26 protein-coding genes and 1 riboswitch are annotated in these 25,707 nt (G+C 62.2%); of the genes, 12 read left to right on the forward strand and 14 right to left on the reverse strand.

All coding sequences use genetic code 11. The annotated features are described in order from the left end of the window. Positions 1-31: 31 nt before the first annotated feature. Both DL1_RS09325 and DL1_RS22300 read right to left on the reverse strand, forming a co-directional pair. On the reverse strand, positions 32-466 hold the full coding sequence (locus DL1_RS09325; protein ID WP_038065277.1) for a 6,7-dimethyl-8-ribityllumazine synthase: 435 nt from the start codon (positions 464-466) through the stop codon (positions 32-34). Positions 467-547: 81 nt separating this feature from the next. Beyond that, positions 548-699: riboswitch (FMN riboswitch) on the reverse strand. 106 nt (positions 700-805) lie between these two features. Next, positions 806-1,501 carry a GNAT family N-acetyltransferase gene (locus tag DL1_RS22300; RefSeq protein ID WP_081856307.1) on the reverse strand — a complete coding sequence of 232 codons (696 nt, stop codon included), beginning with the start codon at positions 1,499-1,501 and terminating at the stop codon, positions 806-808. Between the two features lie 94 nt (positions 1,502-1,595). Between DL1_RS22300 and DL1_RS09335 the strand changes: the two genes are divergently transcribed. Next, positions 1,596-2,339 carry a cytochrome c biogenesis CcdA family protein gene (locus DL1_RS09335; RefSeq protein WP_038065278.1) on the forward strand — a complete coding sequence of 248 codons (744 nt, stop codon included), beginning with the start codon at positions 1,596-1,598 and terminating at the stop codon, positions 2,337-2,339. A 68-nt stretch (positions 2,340-2,407) separates the two neighbouring features. Here the strand turns inward: DL1_RS09335 and DL1_RS09340 are convergent, their stop codons facing one another. Beyond that, positions 2,408-3,910, reverse strand: a complete 1,503-nt coding sequence (locus DL1_RS09340; protein WP_038065281.1) for a CoA-acylating methylmalonate-semialdehyde dehydrogenase — start codon at positions 3,908-3,910, stop codon at positions 2,408-2,410. A gap of 107 nt (positions 3,911-4,017) precedes the next feature. Between DL1_RS09340 and DL1_RS09345 the strand changes: the two genes are divergently transcribed. From DL1_RS09345 to coaD, 3 genes are all read left to right on the forward strand, one after another. Continuing rightward, positions 4,018-4,935 (forward strand): LysR family transcriptional regulator, encoded by a 918-nt coding sequence (locus DL1_RS09345; protein WP_038065461.1) that lies wholly within the window; start codon positions 4,018-4,020, stop codon positions 4,933-4,935. A 72-nt stretch (positions 4,936-5,007) separates the two neighbouring features. Next, positions 5,008-5,442: a CBS domain-containing protein gene (locus tag DL1_RS09350; RefSeq protein ID WP_038065283.1), complete on the forward strand. Its 435-nt coding sequence runs from the start codon at positions 5,008-5,010 to the stop codon at positions 5,440-5,442. 92 nt (positions 5,443-5,534) lie between these two features. Then, the gene (gene coaD, locus DL1_RS09355) at positions 5,535-6,035 is read left to right on the forward strand and encodes a pantetheine-phosphate adenylyltransferase (protein WP_038065284.1); all 501 of its coding nucleotides are present in this window, start codon (positions 5,535-5,537) and stop codon (positions 6,033-6,035) included. Here coaD and DL1_RS20850 read toward each other — a convergent pair whose 3' ends face one another. The 7 genes from DL1_RS20850 to purB form a co-directional block, all read right to left on the reverse strand. Continuing rightward, on the reverse strand, positions 6,036-6,797 hold the full coding sequence (locus DL1_RS20850; protein ID WP_051693444.1) for a YfdX family protein: 762 nt from the start codon (positions 6,795-6,797) through the stop codon (positions 6,036-6,038). It lies immediately after the preceding gene. A 296-nt stretch (positions 6,798-7,093) separates the two neighbouring features. Further along, positions 7,094-8,095, reverse strand: a complete 1,002-nt coding sequence (gene gap / locus DL1_RS09365) for a type I glyceraldehyde-3-phosphate dehydrogenase (RefSeq protein ID WP_038065285.1) — start codon at positions 8,093-8,095, stop codon at positions 7,094-7,096. A gap of 107 nt (positions 8,096-8,202) precedes the next feature. Next, a complete protein-coding gene (locus tag DL1_RS21885) occupies positions 8,203-8,346 on the reverse strand; it encodes a hypothetical protein (RefSeq protein WP_038065287.1) in 144 nt (47 codons plus the stop codon). A gap of 36 nt (positions 8,347-8,382) precedes the next feature. Continuing rightward, positions 8,383-9,384: a type I glyceraldehyde-3-phosphate dehydrogenase gene (gene gap, locus DL1_RS09375; RefSeq protein ID WP_038065289.1), complete on the reverse strand. Its 1,002-nt coding sequence runs from the start codon at positions 9,382-9,384 to the stop codon at positions 8,383-8,385. A 145-nt stretch (positions 9,385-9,529) separates the two neighbouring features. Next, positions 9,530-10,579, reverse strand: a complete 1,050-nt coding sequence (locus DL1_RS09380; protein WP_038065465.1) for a flagellar motor switch protein FliG — start codon at positions 10,577-10,579, stop codon at positions 9,530-9,532. A gap of 91 nt (positions 10,580-10,670) precedes the next feature. After that, complete coding sequence (locus DL1_RS21575) at positions 10,671-10,823, reverse strand: chitin-binding domain-containing protein (RefSeq protein ID WP_156022727.1); 153 nt, start codon at positions 10,821-10,823, stop codon at positions 10,671-10,673. A 90-nt stretch (positions 10,824-10,913) separates the two neighbouring features. Further along, on the reverse strand, positions 10,914-12,218 hold the full coding sequence (purB, locus tag DL1_RS09385) for an adenylosuccinate lyase (RefSeq protein WP_038065292.1): 1,305 nt from the start codon (positions 12,216-12,218) through the stop codon (positions 10,914-10,916). 77 nt (positions 12,219-12,295) lie between these two features. Here purB and DL1_RS09390 point away from each other — a divergent pair, with 77 nt between their 5' ends. Both DL1_RS09390 and DL1_RS09395 read left to right on the forward strand, forming a co-directional pair. After that, positions 12,296-12,697 carry a DUF6314 family protein gene (locus DL1_RS09390; RefSeq protein WP_038065294.1) on the forward strand — a complete coding sequence of 134 codons (402 nt, stop codon included), beginning with the start codon at positions 12,296-12,298 and terminating at the stop codon, positions 12,695-12,697. Positions 12,698-13,007: 310 nt separating this feature from the next. After that, positions 13,008-13,685, forward strand: a complete 678-nt coding sequence (locus DL1_RS09395) for a sugar transferase (protein WP_074854889.1) — start codon at positions 13,008-13,010, stop codon at positions 13,683-13,685. Between the two features lie 130 nt (positions 13,686-13,815). On the opposite strand, the gene DL1_RS09400 is transcribed toward DL1_RS09395, so the two are convergent. Next, a complete protein-coding gene (locus DL1_RS09400; protein ID WP_038065297.1) occupies positions 13,816-14,592 on the reverse strand; it encodes a metallophosphoesterase family protein in 777 nt (258 codons plus the stop codon). A 129-nt stretch (positions 14,593-14,721) separates the two neighbouring features. On the opposite strand from DL1_RS09400, the gene DL1_RS09405 reads away from it, so the two are divergent. Continuing rightward, entirely contained in the window at positions 14,722-15,918 is a 1,197-nt protein-coding gene (locus DL1_RS09405) for a glycosyltransferase family 4 protein (protein ID WP_038065300.1), read from the forward strand. A 151-nt stretch (positions 15,919-16,069) separates the two neighbouring features. Continuing rightward, positions 16,070-16,387 carry a hypothetical protein gene (locus DL1_RS09410; RefSeq protein ID WP_038065306.1) on the forward strand — a complete coding sequence of 106 codons (318 nt, stop codon included), beginning with the start codon at positions 16,070-16,072 and terminating at the stop codon, positions 16,385-16,387. Between the two features lie 9 nt (positions 16,388-16,396). On the opposite strand, the gene xrtD is transcribed toward DL1_RS09410, so the two are convergent. After that, complete coding sequence (gene xrtD, locus DL1_RS09415) at positions 16,397-17,977, reverse strand: VPLPA-CTERM-specific exosortase XrtD (protein WP_038065308.1); 1,581 nt, start codon at positions 17,975-17,977, stop codon at positions 16,397-16,399. Positions 17,978-18,093: 116 nt separating this feature from the next. Next, positions 18,094-20,547, reverse strand: a complete 2,454-nt coding sequence (locus tag DL1_RS09420) for a tetratricopeptide repeat protein (protein ID WP_143081657.1) — start codon at positions 20,545-20,547, stop codon at positions 18,094-18,096. A gap of 254 nt (positions 20,548-20,801) precedes the next feature. Here DL1_RS09420 and DL1_RS09425 point away from each other — a divergent pair, with 254 nt between their 5' ends. From DL1_RS09425 to DL1_RS09435, 3 genes are read left to right on the forward strand one after another with little or no spacing between them, the layout of a single operon-like run. Further along, positions 20,802-21,695 carry an ExeA family protein gene (locus tag DL1_RS09425; RefSeq protein WP_038065312.1) on the forward strand — a complete coding sequence of 298 codons (894 nt, stop codon included), beginning with the start codon at positions 20,802-20,804 and terminating at the stop codon, positions 21,693-21,695. Continuing rightward, positions 21,695-23,203 (forward strand): GumC family protein, encoded by a 1,509-nt coding sequence (locus tag DL1_RS09430; protein WP_038065315.1) that lies wholly within the window; start codon positions 21,695-21,697, stop codon positions 23,201-23,203. Before DL1_RS09425 ends, DL1_RS09430 begins: the two co-directional genes overlap by 1 nt. 14 nt (positions 23,204-23,217) lie before the next feature. Next, a complete protein-coding gene (locus tag DL1_RS09435) occupies positions 23,218-24,075 on the forward strand; it encodes a CpsD/CapB family tyrosine-protein kinase (protein ID WP_051693445.1) in 858 nt (285 codons plus the stop codon). A gap of 30 nt (positions 24,076-24,105) precedes the next feature. Here the strand turns inward: DL1_RS09435 and DL1_RS09440 are convergent, their stop codons facing one another. Continuing rightward, positions 24,106-24,519: a response regulator gene (locus DL1_RS09440; protein WP_038065319.1), complete on the reverse strand. Its 414-nt coding sequence runs from the start codon at positions 24,517-24,519 to the stop codon at positions 24,106-24,108. Between the two features lie 353 nt (positions 24,520-24,872). Between DL1_RS09440 and DL1_RS09445 the strand changes: the two genes are divergently transcribed. Next, positions 24,873-25,601: a Crp/Fnr family transcriptional regulator gene (locus tag DL1_RS09445; RefSeq protein ID WP_038065321.1), complete on the forward strand. Its 729-nt coding sequence runs from the start codon at positions 24,873-24,875 to the stop codon at positions 25,599-25,601. Positions 25,602-25,707: the final 106 nt, after the last annotated feature.

Genomic DNA, 25,707 nt, shown 5'->3' on the forward strand with positions numbered 1-25,707 from the left:
GTTGCCCGATGCGGGCGTAAGGCGAAATCGCTCAGGCGACTTGCTCCATCCGCTCCGTGCAAAGCTGCAACGCAGCCCGCGCCGCCTCGCGCCCTTTCTCGACGAAATGCTTGGCGAAGATCGTGCGGTGATGGTCTGTGTCGTGGAACTGATGCGGTGTGAGTGCCACTGACAGGATCGGAACGCCAGTCTCAAGCCCTGCCTGCATCAACCCCGTCACGACCGATTGCGCCACGAAATCATGCCGGTAAATCCCGCCATCAACGATCAGAGCGGCTGCGGCGATGGCGCTATATCTGCCGCTGCGGGCCAGAGTTTGCGCGCGCAGGGGTAGCTCGAACGCGCCGGGCACGTCGAACACATCGACCTGATCTGCGGGGATGATCTGCAAGAAGCCCTCAAGCGCGCGATCAACGATCTCGGCGTGCCAGTTGGCTTTGATGAAGGCAAATCGGGTGGGTGTCATAGGTAATCTCCTTTGGTTGCGACACGTCACCCAAGGCGATTACAAGATCGAAGACGCCCCCCTTTGCGGGCGGCGTTCGTGTCTTGCTCTCTTTCATCCGGACTATGACCGTCGGCTCAGGCCTCGCACCTGATCTGCTGACCCTTTCGCCCGAAGGGGAAAGGCGCTCGCGGGCTCACGGATCTCCTCCGCATACCGCCGGTGGGGAATTTCGCCCCGCCCTGAGAGTGAGGGGATTTTGCCCGCGACGGCATGGGCTGGCAAGCGCGAAAATGGGGTGCAGGGCTCTGCTTGCGTATCCCCGACCTGTCGCGCCATAGCGCGCATGAGCGCGCCCGCTCAGTCTCCGCTCCAGCCAAACCACGTCATCGGGTGGCCGGTGCGCGGGTGCCGGTCCTCGGACAGCCGGACCAGTCCCTGCGCGCGGTAGAACTGCTGGGCGCGGGCGTTCGTCGTGCTTGTATAGAGCCGGAATCCGTCTGGCATCGCGGCTTTGGCTTGCGCCATCAGCCGACGCCCCAAACCACGCCCGAGCCAGTCGGGATGCACGAATAGCTCGGCCAGGATCGCGGTTTGGGGGCGGATCGCGAGAAAGGCCACGATCTGCGCTTGGGCCTCGCTGTCCGTCTCGGCCACTGTCACGTCCCAGCCCTCGTCCCATTCCTGATCGAGCCGTTCGCGCAGCGCGGCACGGCTGGGCATGACGGGTGGCCCGACGCCGGGCAGGCTTGCGCTGAGATGCCACAGATCGGCGATGGCGTCGCGGTCTTCGGTGCGGGCCGGGCGTAGGGTCAGCTCGCCGGATCGCGCGCCACGGCGCACCAGATAAAGCTTGAGCCCGTCGCGATCCTCAGCCTCAAGCAGCGCGTGCCCGGTCTGGGCGCAAAAATGCGGCACGTCGATCCAGCTTGCGCCGTCGGTTGCGCGCAGCCGCACCAGCGCGCCCGGCGCCAGCCCGTCAAGCACCTTGCGCAGGCGCAGAACGGGCAGGGGGCATAACAGGCCGCGCGCATCGATTTCGGTGATCTGTTCCATGGAAGGCGGATTAGGGCGCATGCGCGGATTTGTCCACGATGTTGTGAGTTCACGACGAGGTGACCGCGCCCGTGCGATAGGCTATGCGTGGATCATGTTTGGAATCGATCTTGCCAGTGCCGCCTTTTTGCCCGCCGCCCTTGTAGCAGGGGTCGCGGGGCTTTTATCCTTCCTGAGCCCCTGTGTGCTGCCGATTGTGCCGCCCTATCTGGCCTATATGGGTGGGGTGAGCATGGGCGATCTGCGCGAGGGCAAACGCTCGGCCGTGGTGCCTGCGGTGTTCTTCGTGCTCGGCCTCTCGACCGTCTTTCTGTTCATGGGCTTCGCGGCCTCGACCTTTGGGCGGTTCTTCCTGACCAATCAGGTCTTGTTCGGCCAGATCGCGGGCGTGGTGATCATCGTGCTGGGGCTGCATTTCATCGGTCTCTTCCGCATCGCCTTCCTTGACCGTGAGGCGCGACTCGATGCGGGCGACCGGGGCGGCTCGAGTTTTGGCGCCTATGTGCTGGGGCTGGCCTTCGCCTTTGGCTGGACGCCCTGCATCGGTCCGCAGCTGGGCGCAATCCTGTCGCTCGCAGCCCAAGGGGGCGATCAGACGCGCGGCACGGCGTTGCTTGCGGTCTACGCGATGGGCCTTGGCATCCCCTTCCTGCTGGCCGCAATCTTCATTCAGCGCGCGATTGGCGTGATGAACCGGCTCAAGCCCTATATGGGCGTGATCGAGAAGGTGATGGGGGGCTTGCTGATCCTCGTCGGGCTTTTGATGCTGACCAACGCTTTCTCGGCGATCAGCTTCTGGCTGCTCGATACCTTCCCATGGCTCGCCCGACTGGGCTGACAGAGCGCGCAGTACCGCATGAAAAAGGGCCGCGTGAGCGGCCCTTTTCTATCAATCTGGCAATGGCCTCAGTCGAGGGCTTTGAAGTTCAGGCTCGCGCCTTCGTCCTTGATGCCCGAGAACCAACGCGCCGTGACCGTCTTGGTCTTGGTGTAGAAGCGGAACGCGTCGGGGCCATACTGGTTGAGATCGCCAAAGGCCGATTTCTTCCAGCCACCGAAGGTGTAGTAGCTCAGCGGAACCGGGATCGGGAAGTTGATGCCGACCATGCCGACATTGACCTTGGAGGCAAAGTCACGGGCCACGTCACCATCCGAGGTGTAGATCGCGGTGCCGTTGCCATAGGGGCTGTCGATCACGAGGTTGAGCGCATCGTCATAGGTCTTTGCGCGCACCATCGACAGAACCGGCCCGAAGATCTCTTCGCGGTAGATATCCATCTCCGGGGTCACGTCGTCAAACAGGCTCGGGCCGACGAAGAAGCCGTCCTCGTAGCCTTGGAGCGAGAAGTCACGCCCATCGACCACCAGTTTCGCACCTTGCTCGACGCCCGAATTGATCAGGCCGTTGATCCGGTCCTGCGCCTGCTTGGTGATGACGGGACCGTAATCCACGTCTTCGCCTGCGGTGTAGGGGCCGACCTTGAGCTTTTCAATCTTCGGGATCAGACGCTCGACCAGCGCATCGGCGGTGCCATCGCCCACCGGAACCGCAACCGAGATCGCCATGCAGCGTTCGCCTGCTGCGCCATAGCCCGCGCCGATCAGCGCGTCAGCGGCTTTGTCCATATCCGCATCGGGCATGATCAGCATGTGGTTCTTGGCGCCGCCGAAGCACTGCGCGCGCTTGCCGTTCGCAGCAGCACGACCGTAGATATATTGCGCGATCGGGGTCGAGCCGACAAAGCCGACGCCTTGGATGGTCTCATTGTCGAGGATCGTATCGACGGCTTCTTTGTCGCCGTTGATCACCTGCAAGACGCCATCGGGAAGGCCTGCTTCCTGAGCCAGCTGAGCCAGCATCAGCGCGGTCGTGGGCGTGCGCTCCGAGGGCTTGAGGATCATCGCGTTGCCAGCCGACAGCGCCGGGCCCATTTTCCACAGCGGGATCATGGCGGGGAAGTTGAACGGCGTGATGCCGGCCACAACGCCCAGCGGCTGACGCATCGAGTAAAGATCGATGCCCGGACCTGCATTGTCGGTATACTCGCCCTTGAGGAAGGACGGCGCGCCCATGCAAACTTCGATCACTTCAAGACCGCGCTGCACGTCGCCGCGTGCATCGGGGAGGGTCTTGCCGTGCTCGCGCGAGAGCGCCTCTGCGAGCTTGTCCATGTCCCGCTCGATGAGCTGACCGAATTTCATCATGACCCGAGCGCGACGCTGCGGGTTCACTTGCATCCACTCAAGCTGGGCTTCGGCGGCATCGTTGATGGCGCTTTCCAGCTCTGCCGGTGAGGCCAGCGCGACTTTCGCCTGCACTTCGCCAGTGGCGGGATTGTAGACATCGCTGAAGCGGCCCGACGTGCCCGCGACGCGCTTGCCGTTAATCCAGTGACCGATTTCTTCCATGATGTCCTCCAAACTGACTTTACGTTTAGCGCTACATTAGTCTTGCGATTTTGCGCTTGAAAGAGGAAGAAACCCAAAAGCGTTTTGCAAATCTGCAAAGGACTATCATGTTTGATTGGGATGATCTGCGTATTTTCTTGGCCGTCGCGCGGACCGAAAGCCTGTCTGGCGCAGGGCGGGGGCTGAAGCTCGACGCGGCCACGGTGGGGCGGCGGATCGCGCGTCTGGAAGAACGGCTCTCGGCCAAGCTGTTCATGAAATCACCGCAGGGCTATGCGCTCTCGGAGGCAGGGGATCGGCTTTTGCCCCATGCCGAGGCCGCCGAGCAGGCGTTCGCGGGCGCCGAGGAGGAGCTTTCGGGCACGGCGGGCCAGCTTACCGGTCAGCTTCGGATCGGCGCGCCCGATGGCTGCGCGAATTACCTTTTGCCGCAGGTCTGCGCGCGGATTTGCGATGCCAATCCCGGGCTTGAGATCCAGATCGTGGCCCTGCCGCGGGTCGTCAATCTCTCCAAGCGCGAGGCCGATATGGCGATTGCCGTCTCGCGCCCGACGGCGGGGCGGCTGACGGTTCAGAAGATCAGCGATTATCACCTGCATCTCGCCGCCCACAGCGATTATCTCGCCAAAGCGTCGCCCGTGCGTGACAAGGCCGATCTGCGCGCGCATCGGATGATCGGCTATATTCCCGACATGATCTTCGACAAAGAGCTGGATTATTTCGCCGAGACCGAAGCGCAGGTGGTTGGGCTCGCCTCCAATTCGGCCTCGGTGCAGATGCATATGATCCAGGCAGGGGCGGGGATCGGGATCGTGCATGACTTCGCCATTCCCTTCGCGCCCGGCGTCGTGCGGGTGTTGCCCGAGACGGTGCGTCTGACCCGCGCCTTCTGGCTGATCCGCCATGTCGATGACCGCCGCTCGGAGCGGCTGACCCGCCTTGCCGAGGCGCTGGGGCAGGGGCTGCGCAACGAGGTGGCGCGGCTTGAGACCCTTGCCGTTGCCGAAACATGGTCGCAACCGTGATCGCCTTTCGGTTGACAGAACAGGAAATGCAGGGGACGCTTGATTATACGCGATGTTTTCAGGGAGGCCGCCATGCAGGTCATGCAAATTCTTAAGGGTAAGGGCCAGAGCGAGGTCATCACCGTCCAGCCCGATACGACACTGGCCGATGTCGTGGCCGTTCTCTCGTCGAAGCGGATCGGGGCGGTGATCGTCTCCACCGATGGGCAAGACGTGAAGGGCATCCTGTCGGAGCGGGACGTGGTGCGCGAAATGGCCCGGCGCGGCATGAGCTGCCTGACGCTGCGCGCCTCCGAGGTGATGACGCGCGACCCCAAATCCTGCGCGCCGATGGACAATACCGATGTCGTGCTGACCCGGATGACGGAAGGGCGGTTTCGCCACATGCCGGTGATGGAGGATGGCAAAATGGTCAGCCTGATCTCGATCGGCGATGTGGTGAAGGCGCGTCTCGACGAGCTGCATATGGAGAAAGAGGCCCTTCAAGGGATGATCATGGGTAACTGATGGCGCCCACTGCATTCTTCGCTCTTGCAATCGCGCACGCAATATAGTTGCGTGCGCCCACCCGGATTGCGGGTGTCAGAGAAAGGGTTTGCATGCGCATCGGTCTCTATCCCGGAACCTTCGATCCGGTCACGCTGGGTCATATCGATATCATCGAACGGGCGCTTGCGCTTGTCGACCGGCTGGTCATCGGGGTTGCGATCAACCGCGACAAAGGCCCGCTTTTCGATCTGGAAACCCGCGTCTCGATGATCGAGGCGGAATGTGCTGCGATCACCGCGCGCTGTGGCGGCGAAATCATGGTGCATCCGTTCGAGAACCTGCTGATCGATTGTGCCCGCGATGTCGGTGCGGGCGTGATCGTGCGCGGCCTGCGCGCGGTTGCCGATTTTGAATATGAATTTCAGATGGTTGGAATGAACCGCCTGCTCGATCCGCAGATCGAGACGGTCTTTCTGATGGCGGATGCGCGGCGTCAGGCGATTGCCTCGAAACTGGTCAAGGAAATCGCGCGCCTCGACGGGGATGTCTCGAAATTCGTCACCCCCGCCGTGCGCGAGGCGCTCATGCGCGCCTATTCCACGAAGGCCTGATCACCCGGCTGTGGCCTTGGCCTGTGCGGTGGTGCTTTGCGCCGCACCTGTCGTGGTCTTGGCCGCGGCGGAGCTTTGCGCCTTGCCCGCCTGCGCTGGCAGATCATTGAGCCCCCATTGGTCGATCACCACGGAATCTTCGATTTTCTTGAGTTCGAGATTGGCCTCATAGAACTTGCCTTTGCCGATCTCGCTCGCAGCCATCTTCAGATCCGCGATAGCCGGTTTGCCCGCGACCAGCGCCGCCGAGATCGACACGTTGATATCCTGCGCCTTGAGCGTATCCGCAGCCCCCTTGCTGTCGCCCGACGCGATCTGCTTATTGGCTTTCGTGACGGCTTTTTGATTGTCCGGGGTGACTTTGAAATCTTCCCCCAGCGCGATCGAACTGTCGAAGGGCAGGTAGGTGAGGGACGGATCGCCGGTTTTCGACTTCACGCCCCATTTGGCTTCGGATTTTTCCGCCGAGGTCATCTTCTCGAGCGCTTTGTTCGTCATCTTATCCGCGATCTTCGGCTGGCCGTCGAACAGCGCGAGCCGGGCGGCGCGCACATCGCGCATCGCGCTATAGGCGTCATCCACCGTCGTCACCAGACCCTTGCTTGTGTTGCTGCTGGCCGTCGTCTGCGCGACCGCATCCTTGTTGGTCTGCATTGTCTTGGTGCTCGCACCGGTGCTGCCCTGATCGGCCAGTGCGGCGACCGGTCCCGCGGCCAGCGCGGTGGTCAAGACGAGTGCGAGCAGATTGCTTTTGCGTTTCATGGATCAAACCCCTTTCCAGAGTGTCATCGTACCATTTGAAAACCGCCATTCCGTGGCTTTCAAATGCGAAACGCGCCTCGATAAAGCTCGGTTCGTTCACTGTGGATCAAGGCTACGGGGCGCGCTGTGTGCGCTCTGCGATCCGTGTTGTCGTGCGATGGGATGAGAGCACGCATGAAAAAACGGGCGCGCCTGAGCCCGCCCGTTCCTGCTTCCTTTTGATCCAAATATCCCGGGGGAGACGATCAAAACCTTTGGTTTTGGCCGTTGGGGGCAGAGCCCCCGCCCGTGTGGGGTCAGATCAGCTTACCCATGGCGACGGCCGTATCGGCCATCCGGTTCGAGAAGCCCCACTCGTTGTCATACCAGCTCAGGATGCGGACCATGCGGCCTTCCATCACCTTGGTCTGATCCATATGGAAGATCGAGCTGTGGGGGTCGTGGTTGAAATCGCTCGAGACGTTGGGGCGGTCGGTATAGCCCAGCACGCCTTTGAGCGGACCGTCAGCGGCCGCACGGATCGCGGCGTTGATCTCTTCGACGGTGGTGTCGCGCGCGGCCTCGAAGACCAGATCCACGACCGAGACATTGGGGGTGGGGACGCGGATCGCCACACCATCGAGCTTGCCCGCCAGCTCCGGCAGCACCAGGCCCACGGCCTTTGCCGCACCGGTCGAGGTCGGGATCATGCTCAGGGCTGCGGCACGGGCGCGATACAGATCCTTATGCATCGTATCGAGCGTCGGCTGATCGCCGGTATAGGAGTGGATCGTGGTCATGAAGCCCTTGGAGATCCCAACCGCATCATTGAGCACCTTGGCCACGGGGCTCAGGCAGTTCGTGGTGCACGACGCGTTCGAGACGACCAGATCCTCGGAGGTCAGCGTGTCGTCATTGACCTTGAACACGATCGTTTTGTCCGCGCCGCTTGCGGGCGCAGAGACCAGCACGCGCTTGGAGCCGTTCTCGAGGTGATAGGCTGCCTTGTCGCGCGCGGTGAAGATGCCCGTGCATTCCAACGCGATATCGACATCGCCCCAGGGCAGTTCCTTGGGGTCGCGGATCGCTGTGACCTTGATCGGCCCGCGCCCGGCATCGATCGTGTCTTCGGTGGTTTTCACCTCGACCGGGAAGCGGCCATGGACGCTATCAAATTGCAAAAGATGGGCGTTGGTTTCGACCGGACCCAGATCGTTGATCGCGATCACCTCGATATCGGTGCGACCCGATTCGATGATCCCGCGCAGCACATTGCGCCCGATCCGTCCAAATCCGTTGATGGCTACCTTGACCGTCATGTCAATTCTCCTTTGGCTGCCAGCCCGGCAAGGTCTGCGCGGGCTGTATTCCCGTTACCGCTAACAAACGCTTTTGTGGCGAAAGGTCAACCTTCGAGAATAGGCCGCTAGCGCCAGAAGGCGATATATTGAACAAGATCGAGGATTTTTTTGCTCAAAAAAAGCAAAACCCGGCCGTCATCCAGAAAGATGTCGGCCAGGGCAAGCAGGACGATTGTGGCTGCCAGCCAGAGCGCAATGCGATTGGTCACTCGACCTCCTTCTCGCGCGCCCCGGGGGTGGACGCGTCAGTGCACAAGGCGCCCCATAGCACCGGCCACGTCGGCCATGCGGCAGGAAAAGCCCCATTCGTTATCGTACCAAGCCAGCACGCGGACAAGCTTGCCCACGACTTTGGTCTGGTCCGGCGCGAAGATAGAGGATTGCTGCGTGTGATTGAAGTCAATCGAAACTTTCGGCTCCGGGTCGTAACCCAGCACCATGCCCATATAGCCCGCCGCGGCCTCGCGCACGATCTCGTTCACCTCGTCGCGGGTGACGGTGCGGCGCGCTTCAAAGGTCAGATCGACTGCCGAGACATTGGGTGTGGGCACGCGCAGCGAGGTGCCATCAAGGCGTCCGCGCAGCTCGGGCAGCACCTCTCCCAGTGCTTTGGCAGCCCCCGTCGAGGTCGGGATCATGGCCAAAGCCGCAGCCCGCGCGCGGTAAAGATCCTTGTGGCGGCGATCGAGCGTCGGCTGGTCGCCGGTATAAGAGTGGATCGTGGTCATCACGCCGGCTTCGATGCCGATCGTGTCATTGAGCACCTTGGCCAGCGGGGCAAGGCAGTTGGTGGTGCACGAGCCGTTCGAGACCACGTGATGATCCGGGGTCAGATCGCGGTGGTTGACGCCATAGACCACGGTTTTGTCGACCTCGGTGGCGGGGGCGGAGATCAGCACCCGCTTGGCCCCGCGGCCCAGATGAACCGCTGCCTTGTCGCGGGCGTTGAACTTGCCGGTGCATTCGAGCACGACATCGACGCCCTCCCAGTCCAGCTCTTGCGGATTGTAGCTCGACATCACTTCGATCGGGCCACGGCCCAGATCGAGCGTCTTGCCGTTGACCGAGACATTGCCGCCGAAGCGCCCATGCACGCTGTCATATTTGAGCAGATGGGCGTTTGTCTCGATCGGGCCGGTGGCGTTGATCTTGACGACCTGCACATCATTGCGCGCGGCTTCGGCAATATGGGCCAGCGTGCAGCGCCCGATGCGCCCAAAGCCGTTAATTCCGACGGTGACGGTCATGGTGAAATCCCCTGCGCAATGATCCGTGGTGTTTCGGGGATACCATCGTATGCAAGTGCAGAAAAGATTTTAGATCAATGTGTTATCGCAAACATGCCATGTTTTCGCTAACATGAGGGTGCCGGGCTTGGTGGCGTTGCGCGCATTATTCTTCGTCTTCGGCCACAAGGAAAATCTCGCCCGCCGCTTCAAGTTCGCGGATTGCCGCCACAATCTCGCCCATCGCCTCTTCGGCCTCCTTCTCCTTGACCTTGCCCAATGCTTCCATCTCATCGCGCAGGCTTTGCGCCATGCGTTGGGACATGTTGGTCAGAATGAACTCTGCCGAGGGCGCGAGCGCGCCCGTGGCACCGGCCAGCGCGATCACGAGGCGCGGCTGATCCACGCTGCGCAGCACTTTGGGAATGTCGCGCGGATCGATGCGGGCGGGGATGTTGGCGAAGGTGAAGATCGCTTTTTTCACTTGATCGGCGAAGACCTCATCGTCCTCCTCCAGCCCTTTGAGCACGGCATCGCGGGTGCTCGCGGCGGAATAGTTCAGGATCGCGCCCACACGCTCCACCGGGCCGGTGTCAAAGGCTTTGGCGGGGGTGGCGTCAAGCTGTGTGGCCAGCGCCCGACCGATCCGCTGCACCGTGTCGGGGGCGACATTGCCGGTCAGCGACACGGCATAGGCGATGCGCCGGGCCTTGTCGCCGGGCAGCTTGCCCAGAAGATCCGCCGCCTTCGCAACCGAGAGTTTGGAGAGCATCACCGCCCCGATCTCGGTGCTTTCCTCTTCGAGCACGGGCAGCAGCACCTCGCTCGACAGGCCCGAGATCCGTTCCCACGGGTCGGCACGTGACGCGCTTGAGGCCAAGCGCCGCAGCCGCGTCGAGGTGGCGGCCGAAATCTGACCGTCCAGCAGGCTCAGTGCGCCGTCCAGCCCGCCGGGGAAGGCCAGACCGACGGCCTCCAGCTCATCGCAAAACTCGGCCACAACCGTCGCCAGCGTGTCGCGATCAATCAGCCGCAGCTGACCGATGGCTTGGGTCAGCTGGCTTTGTTGATCTTCGCTCAGCTCTGACAGGGGCAGCTTGAGCCCCTCGGCGGCCATCAGCCGCACCACAATCGCCGCCTTTTGCTTGCGCGAAAGGACAGATGGCGACGTGCCGGATATGCCTCCAGCGCCAGCCATGGCGCCGGAGCGGTTCATCTGCGTGAGAGCGTTCACCGAAGCCTCCGATTCCCAGAAGTCAAAAGGGATCTTGGCACGGTGCGCGTTAAGACAAGCTTAGCGCTGCCACTCAGCTCGACTGAAGAACGCAGTTTTTCGCGTCTTTGTCCCATGTCTGGCCCTGAGGGCAGGACATGGAGGCCTGATGGTTGCCCATGCATTCTGCGCTGGCGCTCAGCGGTGCGAGGACGAGCAGGGCGGTAGCAAGGATCGTTCTGGTCATGTGAGATCTCCCTTGGCTTGGATGACCCAGCGTAAACCGAATCATCCTTTCAAGCCAGTTTCAATTCACATCACCAGCAGCCGCAGGCGGTCACGCGCCAAAGACGCGCTTGAAGATCGTGTCGACATGTTTGGTGTGATAGCTCATGTCGAACTTGGCATTGATCTCATCCACGCCAAGCGCGTTGACCACATCTTCATCGGCCAGCAGCTGCTCGCGGAAATCGACGCGCTCTTCCCAGACCTTGAGCGCATTGCGCTGCACCATCGCATAGGCCTCCTCGCGCGACACGCCCGCTTGGGTCAGCGCCAGCAGCACGCGCTGGGACATCACCAGACCCGGGAACTTGTTCATATTGTCGAGCATGTTCTGCGGGTAGATGATCATCTTGTCGACGACGCCAGCGAGACGGTTGAGCGCGAAATCGAGCGTCACGGTCGCATCCGGGCCGATGGCACGCTCGACCGAGCTGTGCGAGATGTCGCGTTCATGCCAGAGCGCCACGTTCTCCATCGCGGGGATCACGGTCATACGCACAAGACGGGCGAGGCCGGTGAGGTTCTCGGTCAGCACCGGGTTCTTCTTATGCGGCATGGCCGAAGAGCCCTTCTGGCCCATCGAGAAGAACTCCGCGCCCTCCAAGACTTCGGTGCGCTGCATGTGGCGGATCTCGATCGCGATATTTTCGATCGAGGAGGCCACGACGCCCAGCGTTGCGAAAAACATCGCGTGGCGGTCGCGCGGGATCACTTGGGTCGAGATCGGCTCGGGGCGCAGGCCCAGTTTCTCGCAGACATGCTCTTCGACGAAAGGATCGATATTGGCAAATGTGCCGACCGCGCCCGAAATTGCGCCGGTGGCCACTTCCCATTTCGCCTTTTCAAGACGGTTCTTGTTGCGATCCATCTCGGCATAGAAGCGCGCGAAGGTCAGGCCCATCGTGGTGGGTTCGGCATGGATGCCGTGGCTGCGGCCGACCCGCACCGTGTCCTTATGCTCAAGCGCGCGCTTTTTCAGCGCCGCGAGCAGCTTGTCCATATCGGCCAGCAGAATATCTGCGGCGCGCACGAGCTGGACATTGAGGCAGGTGTCGAGCACGTCCGAGCTGGTCATGCCCTGATGGACAAACCGCGCCTCATCCGAGCCCACATGCTCGGCCAGATGGGTCAGGAACGCGATCACGTCATGCTTGGTCACGGCTTCGATCTCGTCAATGCGGGCGACGTCGAACTCGACATCTTTCGCCTTCCAGACGGCCTGTGCGTTTTCCTTGGGGATCACGCCCAGCTCGGCCATTGCGTCACAGGCATGCGCCTCGATCTCGTACCAGATCTTGAATTTGGTGGCGGGTTCCCAGATGTCGACCATCTCTTTACGGGCATAGCGCGGGATCATGGGCGGAGCCTTTCGATTGCAGGAGGTTCGGCTGGCTTGTTAGACTGCACCTGCCTTTGGGGCAAGGAGAGGCGTGAATGGAATTGTCGGATTTTCTGGGAGATTGGGACCTTACCCGCACGATTTCCCACGCAGATGGCACGCATGCGCAATTCTCCGGGCAGGCGGTCTTCACGCCGCAATCCCCGGGGCTTCTTTATTGCGAGACCGGGGTGCTGGTCTTGCCAGGTGGCTATACGATGCAGGCCGAGCGTCGCTATCGCTGGCATGCCGAGGCGGGCGGGATCGCGGTGAGCTTCGAAGATGGCCGACCGTTCCATCGGTTTGATCTCGCAACGCCCCGGGCCGCTCACTGGTGCGACCCTGACAGCTATACAGTGGACTATGATTTCTCGGATTGGCCTGCGTGGCGTGCACAATGGCAGGTGCGCGGCCCGCGCAAGGACTACGTGATGCACTCGGCGTTCACGCGCGCGTAATCCAGAGTTGATCAACTTCAGGTGGAATCTTCTTGGGCCGCTTCTGAGCGTAAGCGCTGCGCCGATTGGGTCTGCACCCTGCGAGGCCATTTTTCGGTCACTCTCCCCCTAATTGATCTACATTGTTGATTTATGTCCTGTTTGTGGCGAGCTGCCTTTAACTGGACGTTTTTCTTGACGATTTTGAACGCGAATAAGCCCCGGGAATAGACCGGTTTGGTCACGGAAACGGACGAATTCATTAGCATTAACGATCCCTGAAGGGCGGGAGGAGAACGCCCACCGAAGGCAGATTTCGAGGGATCACGAAATGACCGAGTTCACGACCAACATCACTTTGGACACGCCCGCCGGGGCCCCCGTCTCGCAGGTCGCGCCCTACCGGGCGGCGGGCAAGCGTCTGTTTGATATTCTCGTGGTTCTGGCGGTGATGCCGATCCTGCTGCCGATCATCGCGCTGCTGGCCTGTCTGGTGCGGCTCGATGGCGGGCCTGCCTTCTTCTTTCAAGACCGGATCGGGCGCGACGGGCGGGTCTTCCGGATGTGGAAGCTGCGCACGATGGTGGTTGATGCCGAGGAGGCGCTGGCGCGTCTGCTGGAGAGCTGCCCTGAGACGGCGCGCGAATGGGAGGTCAACCAGAAGCTTGCCCATGATCCCCGCGTGACCCGGCTGGGGGCTTTCCTGCGCCGCTCGAGCCTCGATGAGCTGCCGCAATTCTTCAACGTGCTCTTTGGCTCGATGAGCATCGTGGGGCCGCGCCCCTTCCTGCTGGGCCAAGAAGACAGCTACCGCGGGGCGATGGGGCATGCCTATTACCGGATGCGTCCGGGGATCACCGGGCTGTGGCAGGTGCTGGGACGCTCCTCGACCGCCTTTGTGGACCGGGTCCGCTTCGATGAGCGCTACTACGCCCGGATGTCGCTGCTGACCGATATCGCGCTGTGCTTCATGACTGTGGCGGTGGTGTTCCGGCAAACCGGCAAGTGAAACCCACCTTGTCGCCATCGCGCAAGATGCCCCCTTCTCGAACGACAAAGCGCCCCTGACTGGGGCGCTTTTCCTCATTGCAGGGAGGGGCGTTTGCATCGCCCGGATCGGATGCCGGTGGCAGAGGCACCTAGCCGCGAATGGTAAGGAATTTCAGCCCGTTGCGGTCGAACCATGCGGCCGACAGACGACCGCTTTTATACGCGCCCGTGTCAATCGCGATCCGACCGTGATCGACAAAGGGCTCGGCCACGACCCAGTGGCCATGGGCGACCCAGATCCCGTCGCGCCGCGAGGCTGTGCCAAAGCGCGGGTGCCCCCAAAGCAGCGCATCGGGATTTTGCCGCTCGATGGGATGGAACGGATCGGCCCCGGCATGGGTGACGGCCAGATCGGCCTCGCTCCAGATCAGCGGCCGTGTGTCGACCCAGTTCAGCAGGTCAGGGCCAATCGCATTGGCCAGCTGCATGCGCAGCGCGTCGAGCTGCTCGGCGTTCAGCTCCAGCGTCTCGGGCGGCGCAATCCCAAAGCTGCGCAGCGTGGCAGCCCCGCCGACCTTGAGCCAGCGCAGCGTATGGGCATTCGGGTCGATCAGGAAATCGAGCATCATCCGCTCGTGATTGCCCAACAGGCAGATCATCTGCTCGGGATAGGCGTGCTGGGCTGACTGCAGGGTCTGCAAGACCCGTGCGCTGTCGGGGCCACGATCAACCATGTCGCCCACGGTGATCACCCGGCAATGCTCGGCCTCTGGCTCGGCACCGATCCGCTCGAGCATGCTCTCAAGCAGGTCCGCGCGGCCATGCACGTCCCCGATCACGCAGACCGGAGAGAGCGGGCGCGGAATGCGCGGCCCGGCGGGCGGCGCGTCAGGGCGGGTCAACTTGTTGATCAGCGTACGAAACATATGAGGCTGGATCCGTTTTGCCGGGCTGGATTCCCGCGTCTTTTGGCGACATAACCGTGACAGGAACAAAGCGGAAGGGGGTCGGCGCAGGCTGGGCAACAAACCGCTGCAACGGATGGGGCGGATGTGATGAACAGGTCGATACTTATTGTGGTGGAAAATCTGCCTGTTCCGCTTGATCGGCGGGTCTGGCTGGAGGCCACGACGCTGGCCTCCGCAGGCTATCAGGTTTCGGTGATCTGTCCGATGGGACGGGGATGGGATGCGCCCTATGAGGAGATCGAGGGCATCCATATCTATCGCCATCCCGCACCGCCCGAGGCGCATTCGGGCGCGGTGGCCTATGCGCGCGAATATGCCCATGCGATCCGGCACTGGTTCCGACTGGCCGCGGTGGTGCGGCGCGAGCGCGGATTTGACGTGATCCAAGGCTGCAATCCGCCCGATCTGATCTGGCTGTTGGCGCTGCGCTACCGTCTCGCGGGCGTGCGCTACATGTTTGATCATCACGATGTCTGCCCCGAGCTGTTCGAGGCGAAATTCGGCAAGAAGGGGCTCCTTTGGGGCGTGATGCGACTTTGGGAGCGGATCACCTTCGCCTGCGCCTCGGTCTCAATGGCCACCAATGAGAGCTTTCGGCGCATCGCGGTTTCCCGGGGGGGCATGGCACCCGAGGATGTCTTCGTCGTGCGTTCGGCTCCGCGGGTCGAGAGCTTTCTGCCCGGTCCGGGCGATCCCGGCTATCGGCGCGGCGCGCGCACCGTGCTGGGCTATATCGGGGTGATCGGCCAGCAAGAGGGGATGGATCTGCTGGTCGAGGCGTTGCGCTGTCTCGTGCTCGATCTGGGTCATCGCGATGTGCATCTGGTGATCGTGGGCTTCGGTCCCGAAGTGCCGGTGGTCAAGGCCGATGTGACGGCCAAGGGGTTGGACGATCACGTCACCTTCACCGGCGCGCTTTACGGCGAGGATATGCTGGCGGCGATGAACGCGATTGATATCGGCGTCGCGCCCGATCCGAAAAACGCGATGAATGACATCTCCACGATGAACAAGGTGATGGAATACATGACCTTGGAGAAGCCGTTGGTGCAGTTCGACCTCACCGAAGGCCGCGCCTCTGCCGGGGAGGCCGCGCGCTATGCCACGCCCAATGATCCGCGCGATTTCGCAAAACAGATCGCGGCTTTGATCGAGGCACCTGAAGTGGCGCGCGAGATGGGGCTCAAGGGGCGTGCGCGGGTGCTGGATGCGCTGGCTTGGGATTACTCTTCGGCGCAGCTTCTGGCGGCCTATGAGCGGCTGTTTTCCAAGATGGGGCGCTAATCCAGGCTGGTTGCTGCGGATTGTTTCCGCATTTGCGACGATTTAACCAAATTAAAACGCATTTGCAGTTGTATGCGGCCTCAATTGCGCCACAAATGGAGCGGCGACGTCTTGACGGTTCAAGGCGGCCCGATCCGGCTTGGGGGCTGGCATGGCGATGTTTGGAAAAATCATGCAGGCGGCGAGTGCTTATACGCTCTCGGTGGCACTGGCGGGGCCGGTGCTTGCCGGGGATCTACGCGAGTTGCCCCCCGTCGATCCGCAGATTGGCGCGCAACAGGCGGTGAGCACCTATGATCCAAGCCCCTATGATCCGGTGGCGCATGCGCTGGCCATTGGGCTTACGCCCGCGCGCGCCGATGCAATGATTGATCGTGCGATGCGGCAGGCGCAAAGCTGTCCGATGGTGTTCGATACGCGCTACGCGATCCCGCATTGCTGGGAGGGGACGCTGCAGGTCGGCTCGTGATCTGAGCGGTCAGTCCGGGATATAGGGGCGCAGCCGGGGCAGACTTTGGCTGATGAATCGGGTCAGTCTGGCATCTGCGGTGGCGATCTTTTCGTTGGGATCAATCGGCGTGACATAGCGCACCAAGGCCCCGTCGCTGCGTCCGCGCATCACACTATCCACGATCACCGAGAGTTTTGCGCGCCAGTCGCTTGTCATGGGGGTGCCGCGCTCATCGAACCAGTAATAGACGAGCTGACGGCTCAGGCCCTTGCTGATCACCGCGCGATTGACCTCAAAGGCTGTGCGGTCGGGCAGGGCGAGGCGATGCTGGCCGAACTGGCTCACCTCCCAGCCGCCCATCGGCAGGCAGACCTCTGGGGAATGGATGCCCGCGCCGCCCGTCTGATCGGCATACCACGCCACGAACAAGTTCACCGCCGGCGCGCCACCGGGCGTGCTGTAGACGGCGTTGAGGTAGTCGCTGGCATCGAGCACGGCGGCCGTCTCGGGGTCGAGGGTAAGAAACCGGGCCTGTCGGCCGTCGATCTCTTTTGGGAATTGGGCAAAGCTCTGCCGCTCGGGTAGGGATGCGCCGTTATGCGGGAGCGCCAGATAGACCGCGCTGGCAAGCCCGCAAAGACCGAGCGCCAGCACCATGGCCCGCGAGGGTGCGATGCGTCCAAGCCGCTGCAGCTCCGGCACAAAGCGCCGATAATCGAGATCAAGCGCCTCGGCCAGCGGCTTGGGATCGGGGGTCAGGCGTTGCAGGGCAATGGCGGTGAGGCTCAAAAGCGCGATGGCCACGCCGAAAATCACCCAGCCCTCGAAGACATGCAAGAACCCTTCGGCCTGCGAAATCCCGTAGCTGTTCACCAAGAGCGCCACCACGCCGATGCGCAGCGAGTTGAGCGCGATGGTCAGCGGGGCTGCCATCGCAAACAGCACCACCTTATGCCAGAACGGTCCGCGATAGAGGATGCCGAACAGATAGGAAAAGCTCAGGATCGGGAAGAGGTAGCGCAGCCCAGAGCAGGCCTCGGCCACTTGCAGTTTGTAGACGCCCAGATCGATCACATTGCCATCCAGAAAGACCGGGATGTCAAAGGCGCGCACCAGCGCCACGCCCAGCTGCGACGAGATCAGCTGAAGCGCGATGGTGAGCTTCCAGTAGAGGATCTGCGGAAGCGGCAGCATGAAGATGAGGTGCAGCACCGGCTTCCAGTGCCGCGCGCCCGCCTGCCAGCCCATCACCAGCAAGACCAGCCCCATGATCCAGATGATCAGCGCATAGGTGACGATATCAGGGATCGCGGCAACAGATCCAAACGCTGCCAGCGCTAACGCGCCCAGCACCAATGCAAGGCCCGGCCAGCGCCGTGCGGGCGCGGCTGGGAGGGGCGGGGCGTGGCGCAGCTCTCGGGCGAAAAGGTAAAGCGATATCAGCGGGATAATCGGGCCGTGGCTATATTCCGGCGTGGACCATGCGGCGGCCAGGCTGTCGAGCCCCATGGTGAAGAATGGCAGGCATACCAGCACCAAGGCCACAAGCCCGACCGGGCCCAGCGGCAGCCCGCGCGTGGCGCGCAGATTGGTGCTTGCACTACTCATCACGGCTCTCACATCTGGGCCATCTGGCGTGGCGTGTGACGTCAACATTACCCTGCAACCGATTTGCTCCAAAGGGAAAACCCGGATCTTACGGGGATAGGTGCTCTTCCTGTGGCCTATTGTCCTCGTGTCTTGGCCGCAAGGGCCTCCCGGCGGGCCTTGGCGTCGGTCATGCCCTCGGGCAGCGCATTGCCCGCCAAGGCAATCGCATGATCGAGCGCCTTGGTCGCCCCCGGCAGATCGCCCGTGGCCTCAAGCGCCAGCGCGTAGTGATATTGCGCGACCGGATTATCGGGCAGCCCGGCTGCGGCGGCCGCCAGCAGGGGCAGGGCGCTGTCGTAATTGCCAAGCCGATATTCGGCCCAGCCATAGGTGTCCTTGAAGGCAGGCTCGGGGCTTTCGCGGAAACGCTGCGCGATGCTCTCGGCGCGCTTGAGGCTCGCGGTATCATCGCGATGCTGGGCCAGCAGGCTTGCGAGATTATTGGCCAGCACGGGATTGTCTGAGTTGCGCTGATAGAGCGTCTCATAGGTCGCGATGGCCCCGTCGATATCGCCTGACCTTTCCTGCGAGCGGGCCTTGTAGAGCATCAAGAGAGGGTCCGGCGTGGCGCCTTGGGCGGCCAGCGTCTTGTCGGCGACCTCACGGGCTGCGGCATCGTCGCCGCTGGCGGCCAGCAGGCGGTAGAGCTGGCGGGCAGGGGCGCTTTGAGCGGGCTGCTCGCTCCAAAGCGCGCGCAGCTCGTCGCGCGCGGTCTGCGTGTCGCCATTGAGCGCTGCGAGATTGGCCGATAGCAGGCGCAGCCCGCGATCCTGCGGGGTGGCTGCAAGCTTTTGCGCAAGATAGCTGCGCGCGGCATCGGGATTGCCCGCGGCAAGTTGGGCCTGCACGACCGCAGCGATGGCCCGGGTATCGCGCGAGGTATCGGCGAGCGATTTGAGCGTGTCGATGGCCGCATCGCTTTGGCCTCGACCCAGCAGGATCGCGGCGCGAATGCCCTGTGCGAGCCCATGCGCTTCGGGCTGCGGCAGCGTCTCAAGATGGTTGGCGATGCGCTGGGCCTGCACCCAGTCATTCTCGGCCAGCGCCAGATCGGCCTGACGGTGCAGGAGGCCCGGATCGTCCGGATTATGCTGAATCGCGTTGGCCAGCAGCGCGCGGGCGGCGCTTTTGCGGTCATGCTCCATCAGGAAATCGACATAGCTGCGGGCCTGCATCGGGCCGTGATTGGACGCTTCATAGGCCTGCGACAGGCGGTTTGCCGCCAGATCAGGAGCGCCCTGACGCAGATCGGCTTGGGCCATCAGGCTCAGCGCCTCTGGATCTTGCGGGGCCTGTTGCAAGGCGCGGCGCAAGGCCACGAGGGCCGCATCCGGCTCATCCTGCTCGATCAGCCATTTTGCGTGAAGCCGGAGCGCAGGCACCAGATCGGGATCGGAGGCGAGCGCGGCATCAAGCTGGCTCTGCGCGGCCTTGCGCTGGCCCGCGCCGTCGAGCATCCGGGCATAGCTCACGCGCAGGCGGTCGGTCTGCTCGCCTGCGGGGGCGTCCTGCAAAAGGGCCTTCATCCGCGCTATCGCCTCGGCAACGCGGCCCGCGTTGAAATCGAGATCGGCCCGCATCGCGCCAAACATCCGCCCCTCATGCGTGCCCGGGTTCTGCGCGATCAGCGCATCCAGCTCGCGGGCGGCGGCCGCCGGGCCCTGATGCTCGGCCAGCATCTGGACCAGCTCGACATAGCCCTGTGCGTCCTTGTTCTGCTCGGCCGAAAGGCTTTGCAGATAGCGCGTGGCTCCGTCCGGGTCGTCGCGCAGCACGTACCATGCGACCAAGGCGCTGCGGGTCTTCTCGTCATCGGGGAACAGCTTTTGCATCACCTTGAGCTGCGCGCCGATCTCATCTTGCTTGCCAAGCGCGCTGAGCAGGTTCAGCCGCATCACCTGAAGGCGGTACTGCACGGGGTTCTGTGCCAGCGCGGCGTCGATGGCGTCGAGCGCCTGCGGCTTTTGGTCCTGCGCGTTGAGCGCATCGATCAGAACATGCCAGCCGGTCGGGATGCCCGGATCGCTTGTCACCAGCGCGCGGGCTTTTTGCGCAATCGGGCCATAGGCAGATGCGTCCCCGCGCGCGAGTGCTTCGTGCAAGCGCAAGGCCAGCCCGATGGCCTGCGCGCCCGGATCGCCGGGCTTGAGTTCGAGCGTGTCGTTCATCTGGCGGCGCGCCGCCTCAAGATTGCCCGAGCGCAGCGAGAGTTCGGCCAGAATGCGATGCGGGGCTACGAGGTCGGGATATTGCTCGGAGAGGCGCAGATATTGGCTATAAGCTTCTTGAATGCGCCCAGAGGCCAGCAAAAGATCGGCATATTCGCGCCGCGCCGCCTGATGCGCGCCGTCATATTCGAAGACATTGCGCAGCTCGACCATCGCGCGCGGCACATCGCCCTTGGCCACAAGTGCCATGGCGGAGGTGTAATATTCCTCGGCTTTCTCTTCTTTGGATTTGCATCCTGCCAGTGCGATCCCGACGCAGAGCGCCAGCATCACAGGTTTCATCCCAAGTTGTCGTGGCATCTGCCCCTCGCCTCGATTCCGTCATGTCACGCTCTGCACGGCGTTTGCGACACTTTAGACACAGGGGTGCCGCTCAATGAAGGCATTCTCGTGGCAAAGGCTGGGCTGCTTGATGTTGGTGGCGCGCTGTTGCGTAAAAAACGCGACCAAAACGCCGCATGTCGCGCGCGATGCGCAGGGATTTGTTGCGAAAACGGAGATAGTGCGGTTCAGTGGGGGCGACAAAGAACGAGGCCAAAGGCCCGGATACAGGCATGGATGAGATTTACACCGACTTTTTCGGATTGAGCGGGCGGCCCTTTGCGCTGCTGCCGGATCCTGATTTTATCTACTGGTCGCCCGAGCATAAGCACGCGGCGACGATGCTCGAATACGGGCTGTTCTCGCGCGCGCCGATCACTTTGATCACAGGCGAGGTCGGGGCGGGCAAGACGACTTTGCTGCGCCATCTGATGGCCACGATGACCGAGAACGTCACGATTGCGCTTGTGTCCAATGCGCGCGGCTCGCGCGAGGATCTGATCCGCTGGATCATGCTGGCACTGGGGGAGCGCGTCGTGCCGGGCGAGGATTACGTCACGATCTATGACCGGTTTCAGCAATTGCTGATCGCGGAATATGCCGCCGGGCGGCGTGTCGTGGTGGTGATCGACGAGGCGCAAAACCTCGACGCGGGCGTGCTCGAAGAGCTGCGCATGATCACGAACATCAATGCTGATAAGGATGAGCTGGTGCAGCTTGTGCTTATGGGGCAGCCCGAGCTGCGCGATCTGATCTCCCAGCCGCATCTGCGCCAATTCGCGCAAAGGGTGGGGGCAGGGTTCCATCTTGGCCCGATCGGGCCGGATTGCGCCGAGCCCTATATCGCGCGGCGGCTGGAAGTGGCGGGGGCGAGCTGCCCGATCTTCACGCCCGAGGCTGCGCGCAAGGTGCATGGCTATACTGGTGGCATCCCGCGCCTGATGAACCAGCTCTGCGATCTGGGGCTCGTCTATGCCTATTCTGCCGGATCTCAGGAAGTGACGGGTGAAATTATCGAAAAAGTGATTGAAGACAACGTGTTCTACCTTCCTGTTGAGACGCAGGGGCGACCGCGTGCGGTCGCGGCAGAGGGCGCGTTCCGATCTGGTCGTGCGGGAGGGGCGTGATGCGCAACCTGCAATATTACGGCGGGATCTTAATGCAGCGCCTGCACTGGCTGATCTTTCTGACCTTCCTTGGGGCTGCGGCGGGGCTTTTGATCGGGCGTACGATGACGCCGATCTACAAGGCCGATGCGCTTTTGGTGGTGGAGGGTGACAGCATCCCCGACCAGCTTGCCTCAAGCACGGTGCAGACCGATACCAACGCCAAATTGCAGGTGATCCGCAAGCGGGTGCTCTCGCGCGATAGCCTGCTGGATATGGCCAAGCGGATGTCGCTGTATCCGACTTTGCGCCTGCCCTCGGGCGCGCGCGATGCCGATGCGGTCTATACTGCGCTCACCCATGATATCGACATCACGATCTCGAGCCAGAAAACCAGCAGCAACCGCGACAAAGAGGCGATCTTTCTCAACATCTCCTTTCTTGCAGGACAGCCCGACCAAGCCGCGCAGGTTGCCAATGAACTGGTGACGCGCGTGCTGAAAGAAGACAGCGACATTCGCACGAAGGCGGCGCGCGATACGCTCGATTTCTTCTCGCGTGAGGTCGACCGGCTTTCGGATCAGCTCTCGAAATCAGCCGCCGCGATCTTGCGTTTCAAGCAGGAAAACGGCGCGGCGCTGCCCGAGCGCTTGTCGCTGCTGCGCGATCAGGCGGACCGGCTGCAGGACGAACAGGCACAGCTCGCCGCGAAGGTCTCGGATCTTGAGGGGCAGCGCGACCGGTTGATCCGGCGTCATGAAGTGTCGGGCGCGAAGGTGGATCTCGATGCGATCTATCCGCCGCCGCTGCGCGAGCTGGCGCGGCTGAAGGCACAGCGCGCTGCCTTGCAGGCTGTGGTGCCGGAGGAAGATGCCAAGCTCGCCGCGCTGAGCGCCCAGATCGAGAGTGCAACCAAGGCGCTTAAGGTGAAGATGCCTGCGGGCGCGGATGCGTTTGATCAGCGGCTGCGTCAGATTGAAGACGAGATTTTCGAGGCCGAAGCGCAAACCATGGCCACGAAGGAAAAGGTCGAACAGATCCATCTCGACCTGTCGCGCATCCCTGCCAATGCTGCTTCGCTCGATGCGATGCAGCGCGATCAGGACAACCTGCGCGAGCAATATGATCGGGCGATCAAATCTCGCGCTGTGGCTCAAACTGGTGATACGATCGAGTCGCTCTCCAAGGGGGAACGTCTCACCGTGATCGAGCAAGCTGTGGCGCCCAATGAGCCAGTGAAGCCCAATCGCAAGACGATTGCAGTGGCGGGGCTCGGGGCGGGCTTTGTGCTGGGGCTGGTGCTGATCTTGGTGCGCGAACTGCTCAAGCCGGGCCTGCGCCGCCCCGAGGATTTGACGGCTAAACTGGGGATCACGCCCTTCGCGACGCTGCCTTATGTCTATACCGCGGCCGACAAGGCGCAGCGGCGGCGGCAGAGGCTGATGTCGTCGGGGGCTGTGGTGGTCGTTGTGTTTGTCTTCGTGATTTTGCTGGGCGTGTTGTACATGCCCATTGATCTGATCTTCTAAAGGGAGGCTCTGCCATGGTGGAGAGATTGCGCAATGCGATTGCTCAGGCGCGTGCCAGCCGCGAGGGCCGCAGCCTGCCCGGCACCCGCGGGCCCAGTGTGGATGCGATATCCCCGCGCTCGGGCTTCTCGGGGGCCGCTTGGCAAGCTCTGACCCCTTGGGTGCCTGCGCAGCGCCAGCTTGAAGCCGTGCGCGTCGTGACCACCGATCTGCGCGCCGATGCCGCGCCCTTCGATCTGATGCGCACCAAGATCTTGCAGCAGATGCGGGCCAATGGCTGGCGGCGTCTGGCCGTCACCTCGCCCTCGGCGTCGTGCGGGAAATCGACGGTGGCGCTGAATCTTGCTTTCTCACTGGGGCGTCAGGAAGAGCTGTTCACCATTCTGATCGGTAGCGATATGCGCCGCCCCTCGCTGTATAAAATGCTGCAATTCGAAGACCAAATGCAGGTCAGCGAAGTGCTGGCGGGACGCGCCGAGTTAAGCGATCACGCGCGCCGCTATGGCAATAACCTTGCAATTGCGACCAATTGCCGACATGTGGCCAATCCCTCAGAGTTGATCCAATCCCATACCACACCGCAGGCGCTGGATCGGATCGAAGCGCTCTATCAGCCCGATCTGATCGTGTTTGACACAGCGCCGGTGCTGGTCAGCGATGACACGCTGGCCTTGGCCTCCCATGTCGATTGCATGCTGATCATCGTTGCCGCTGAAGAGACGCCGATCAAGGAGATCGATCTGTGCGAGCGTGAGCTGGCCGAGCGCACCAATGTGATGGGCGTCGTCGTCAACAAGGCCCGGTTCTCCAGCACGGAATATGGCTACGGCTATGGGTACGGACCCGCTGCGGGCGGGGCAGAGAGGGGCTGAGCCCGAGGATCAACGGGGCGCTAATCTGGCTTAAAGGGCGCTTTCGAACAGACCCATCCGGGCCAGTGCGCGGGACATATCCTCGGCGGTATAAGGCTTGTTCAACATGATCCCGCTCGGGAAATCGGCAATCGCCCCCTCGACCGCGTCATAGCCGGTCGAATAGATGATCGGCACCTGCAGTTTGGACAGAACAAGAGCGGCCTCAAGCGAGGTCTCTCCACCCAGATCGATGTCGAGTAGCGCCACCGAGGGGATAAGCCCACCGTCAAGAAGCGCCAGAGATTCGGCCAAGGTGCCGCAGATCTCGACCTTCGAGATCCCCATTTCCGAAAGCATCGCGGCGGCATCATAGGCCACGATCAAGGCATCTTCGAGGACCAGCGCTGTCCCCTCAAGGCGCGCAACCTGTGCGGAAGGCGTGTTGGGGTCGCATCTTCCCATCTATACACCTCTCGATGCTGGAGAGCACCGGTCGACAAGTCCGAAGAGTGGCGTCGAAACGCAGGAACGCAGCATTCCATTTCCCCCAAAAGCAGCAAAGCGCAGGTCCAATCGACGCCACGTCTTTATACTAAACTGCCGATCGCACAGCCACTGTCATTTAACTATGACATGCCCGGGCCCGGAAAGTCATTTAATCGATCACGACATTGAGAGATTGCGATATTCCGCTCATTGCATTTTGCAACCTGGAGGAGAATCGAGCTTTTCGCGGCGGAACTGCCTCGTTTTTAGGCAGGGAACCCGCTCCTCGCGGCTGGCGTTGGTGAATTGACGTAATGTGAGGATGAGACATGGCGCGTAGATGCGACATTTGCCCCTTTTCGGAAAGTGACGGCTTCACGCCGTCGACGCAGGACGAGCGCGATGTCGTGAAGCTGCATCGTGTCGGCGAATTGCAGGTCGATGCCGGGCGCACGATTCTTGACGAGGGGACGAACCCTCAGCGCTTCTTCACGTTGCTGGAAGGGCAGGCGCTGCGCTACAAGACGCTGGAGGACGGGCGCAGGCAGGTGCTCAACTTCCTGTTTCCGGGCGATCTGATCGGGCTGGAGCCGATCATGCTGGGCGAGACGGCCCATACGGTCGAAACCCTCAGCCCAGTGACGCTGTGCGTCTTTGATCGCAACCAGATCTGGCAGATGTTCTCGCAAATGCCCGAGCGCGCTTTCATGCTGACCTGGCAGGTTGCGCGCGAGGAGCATTTTCTTGGCGAGGCTCTGGTGGCCGTGGGCCAGCGCTCGGCGCGTGAGAGCTTGGCTTGGGCTTTCGTCTCGCTTTGGGATCGCGGTGCGCAGTCGGGGCTGGTACGTGACGGATTCATGCCGTTCCCGGTACGCCAGCAGGATCTTGCGGATGCGCTGGGGCTGTCGCTCGTGCATACCAACAAGACCTTGTCGCGTCTGCGCACGGAAAACCTTGTGATCTGGCGTGACGGACTTTTGTCCCTGCCGGACCGCGCGGCACTGGCGAAAGTAGGGCTCGTCGATGAGACCCACATCCGCAAGCGGATCTACCTGTAGCTGTGTCTGACGGAATGGATTTCCGCTAATCGAGGCGGAAATTTCGGAAAAAAGCGACATGGTTTAGTCTATGACGTAGCGCGGTTTTGCGCTTTGCGGTTCATCT

The organism is Thioclava dalianensis (assembly GCF_000715505.1).
GTDB lineage: Bacteria > Pseudomonadota > Alphaproteobacteria > Rhodobacterales > Rhodobacteraceae > Thioclava > Thioclava dalianensis.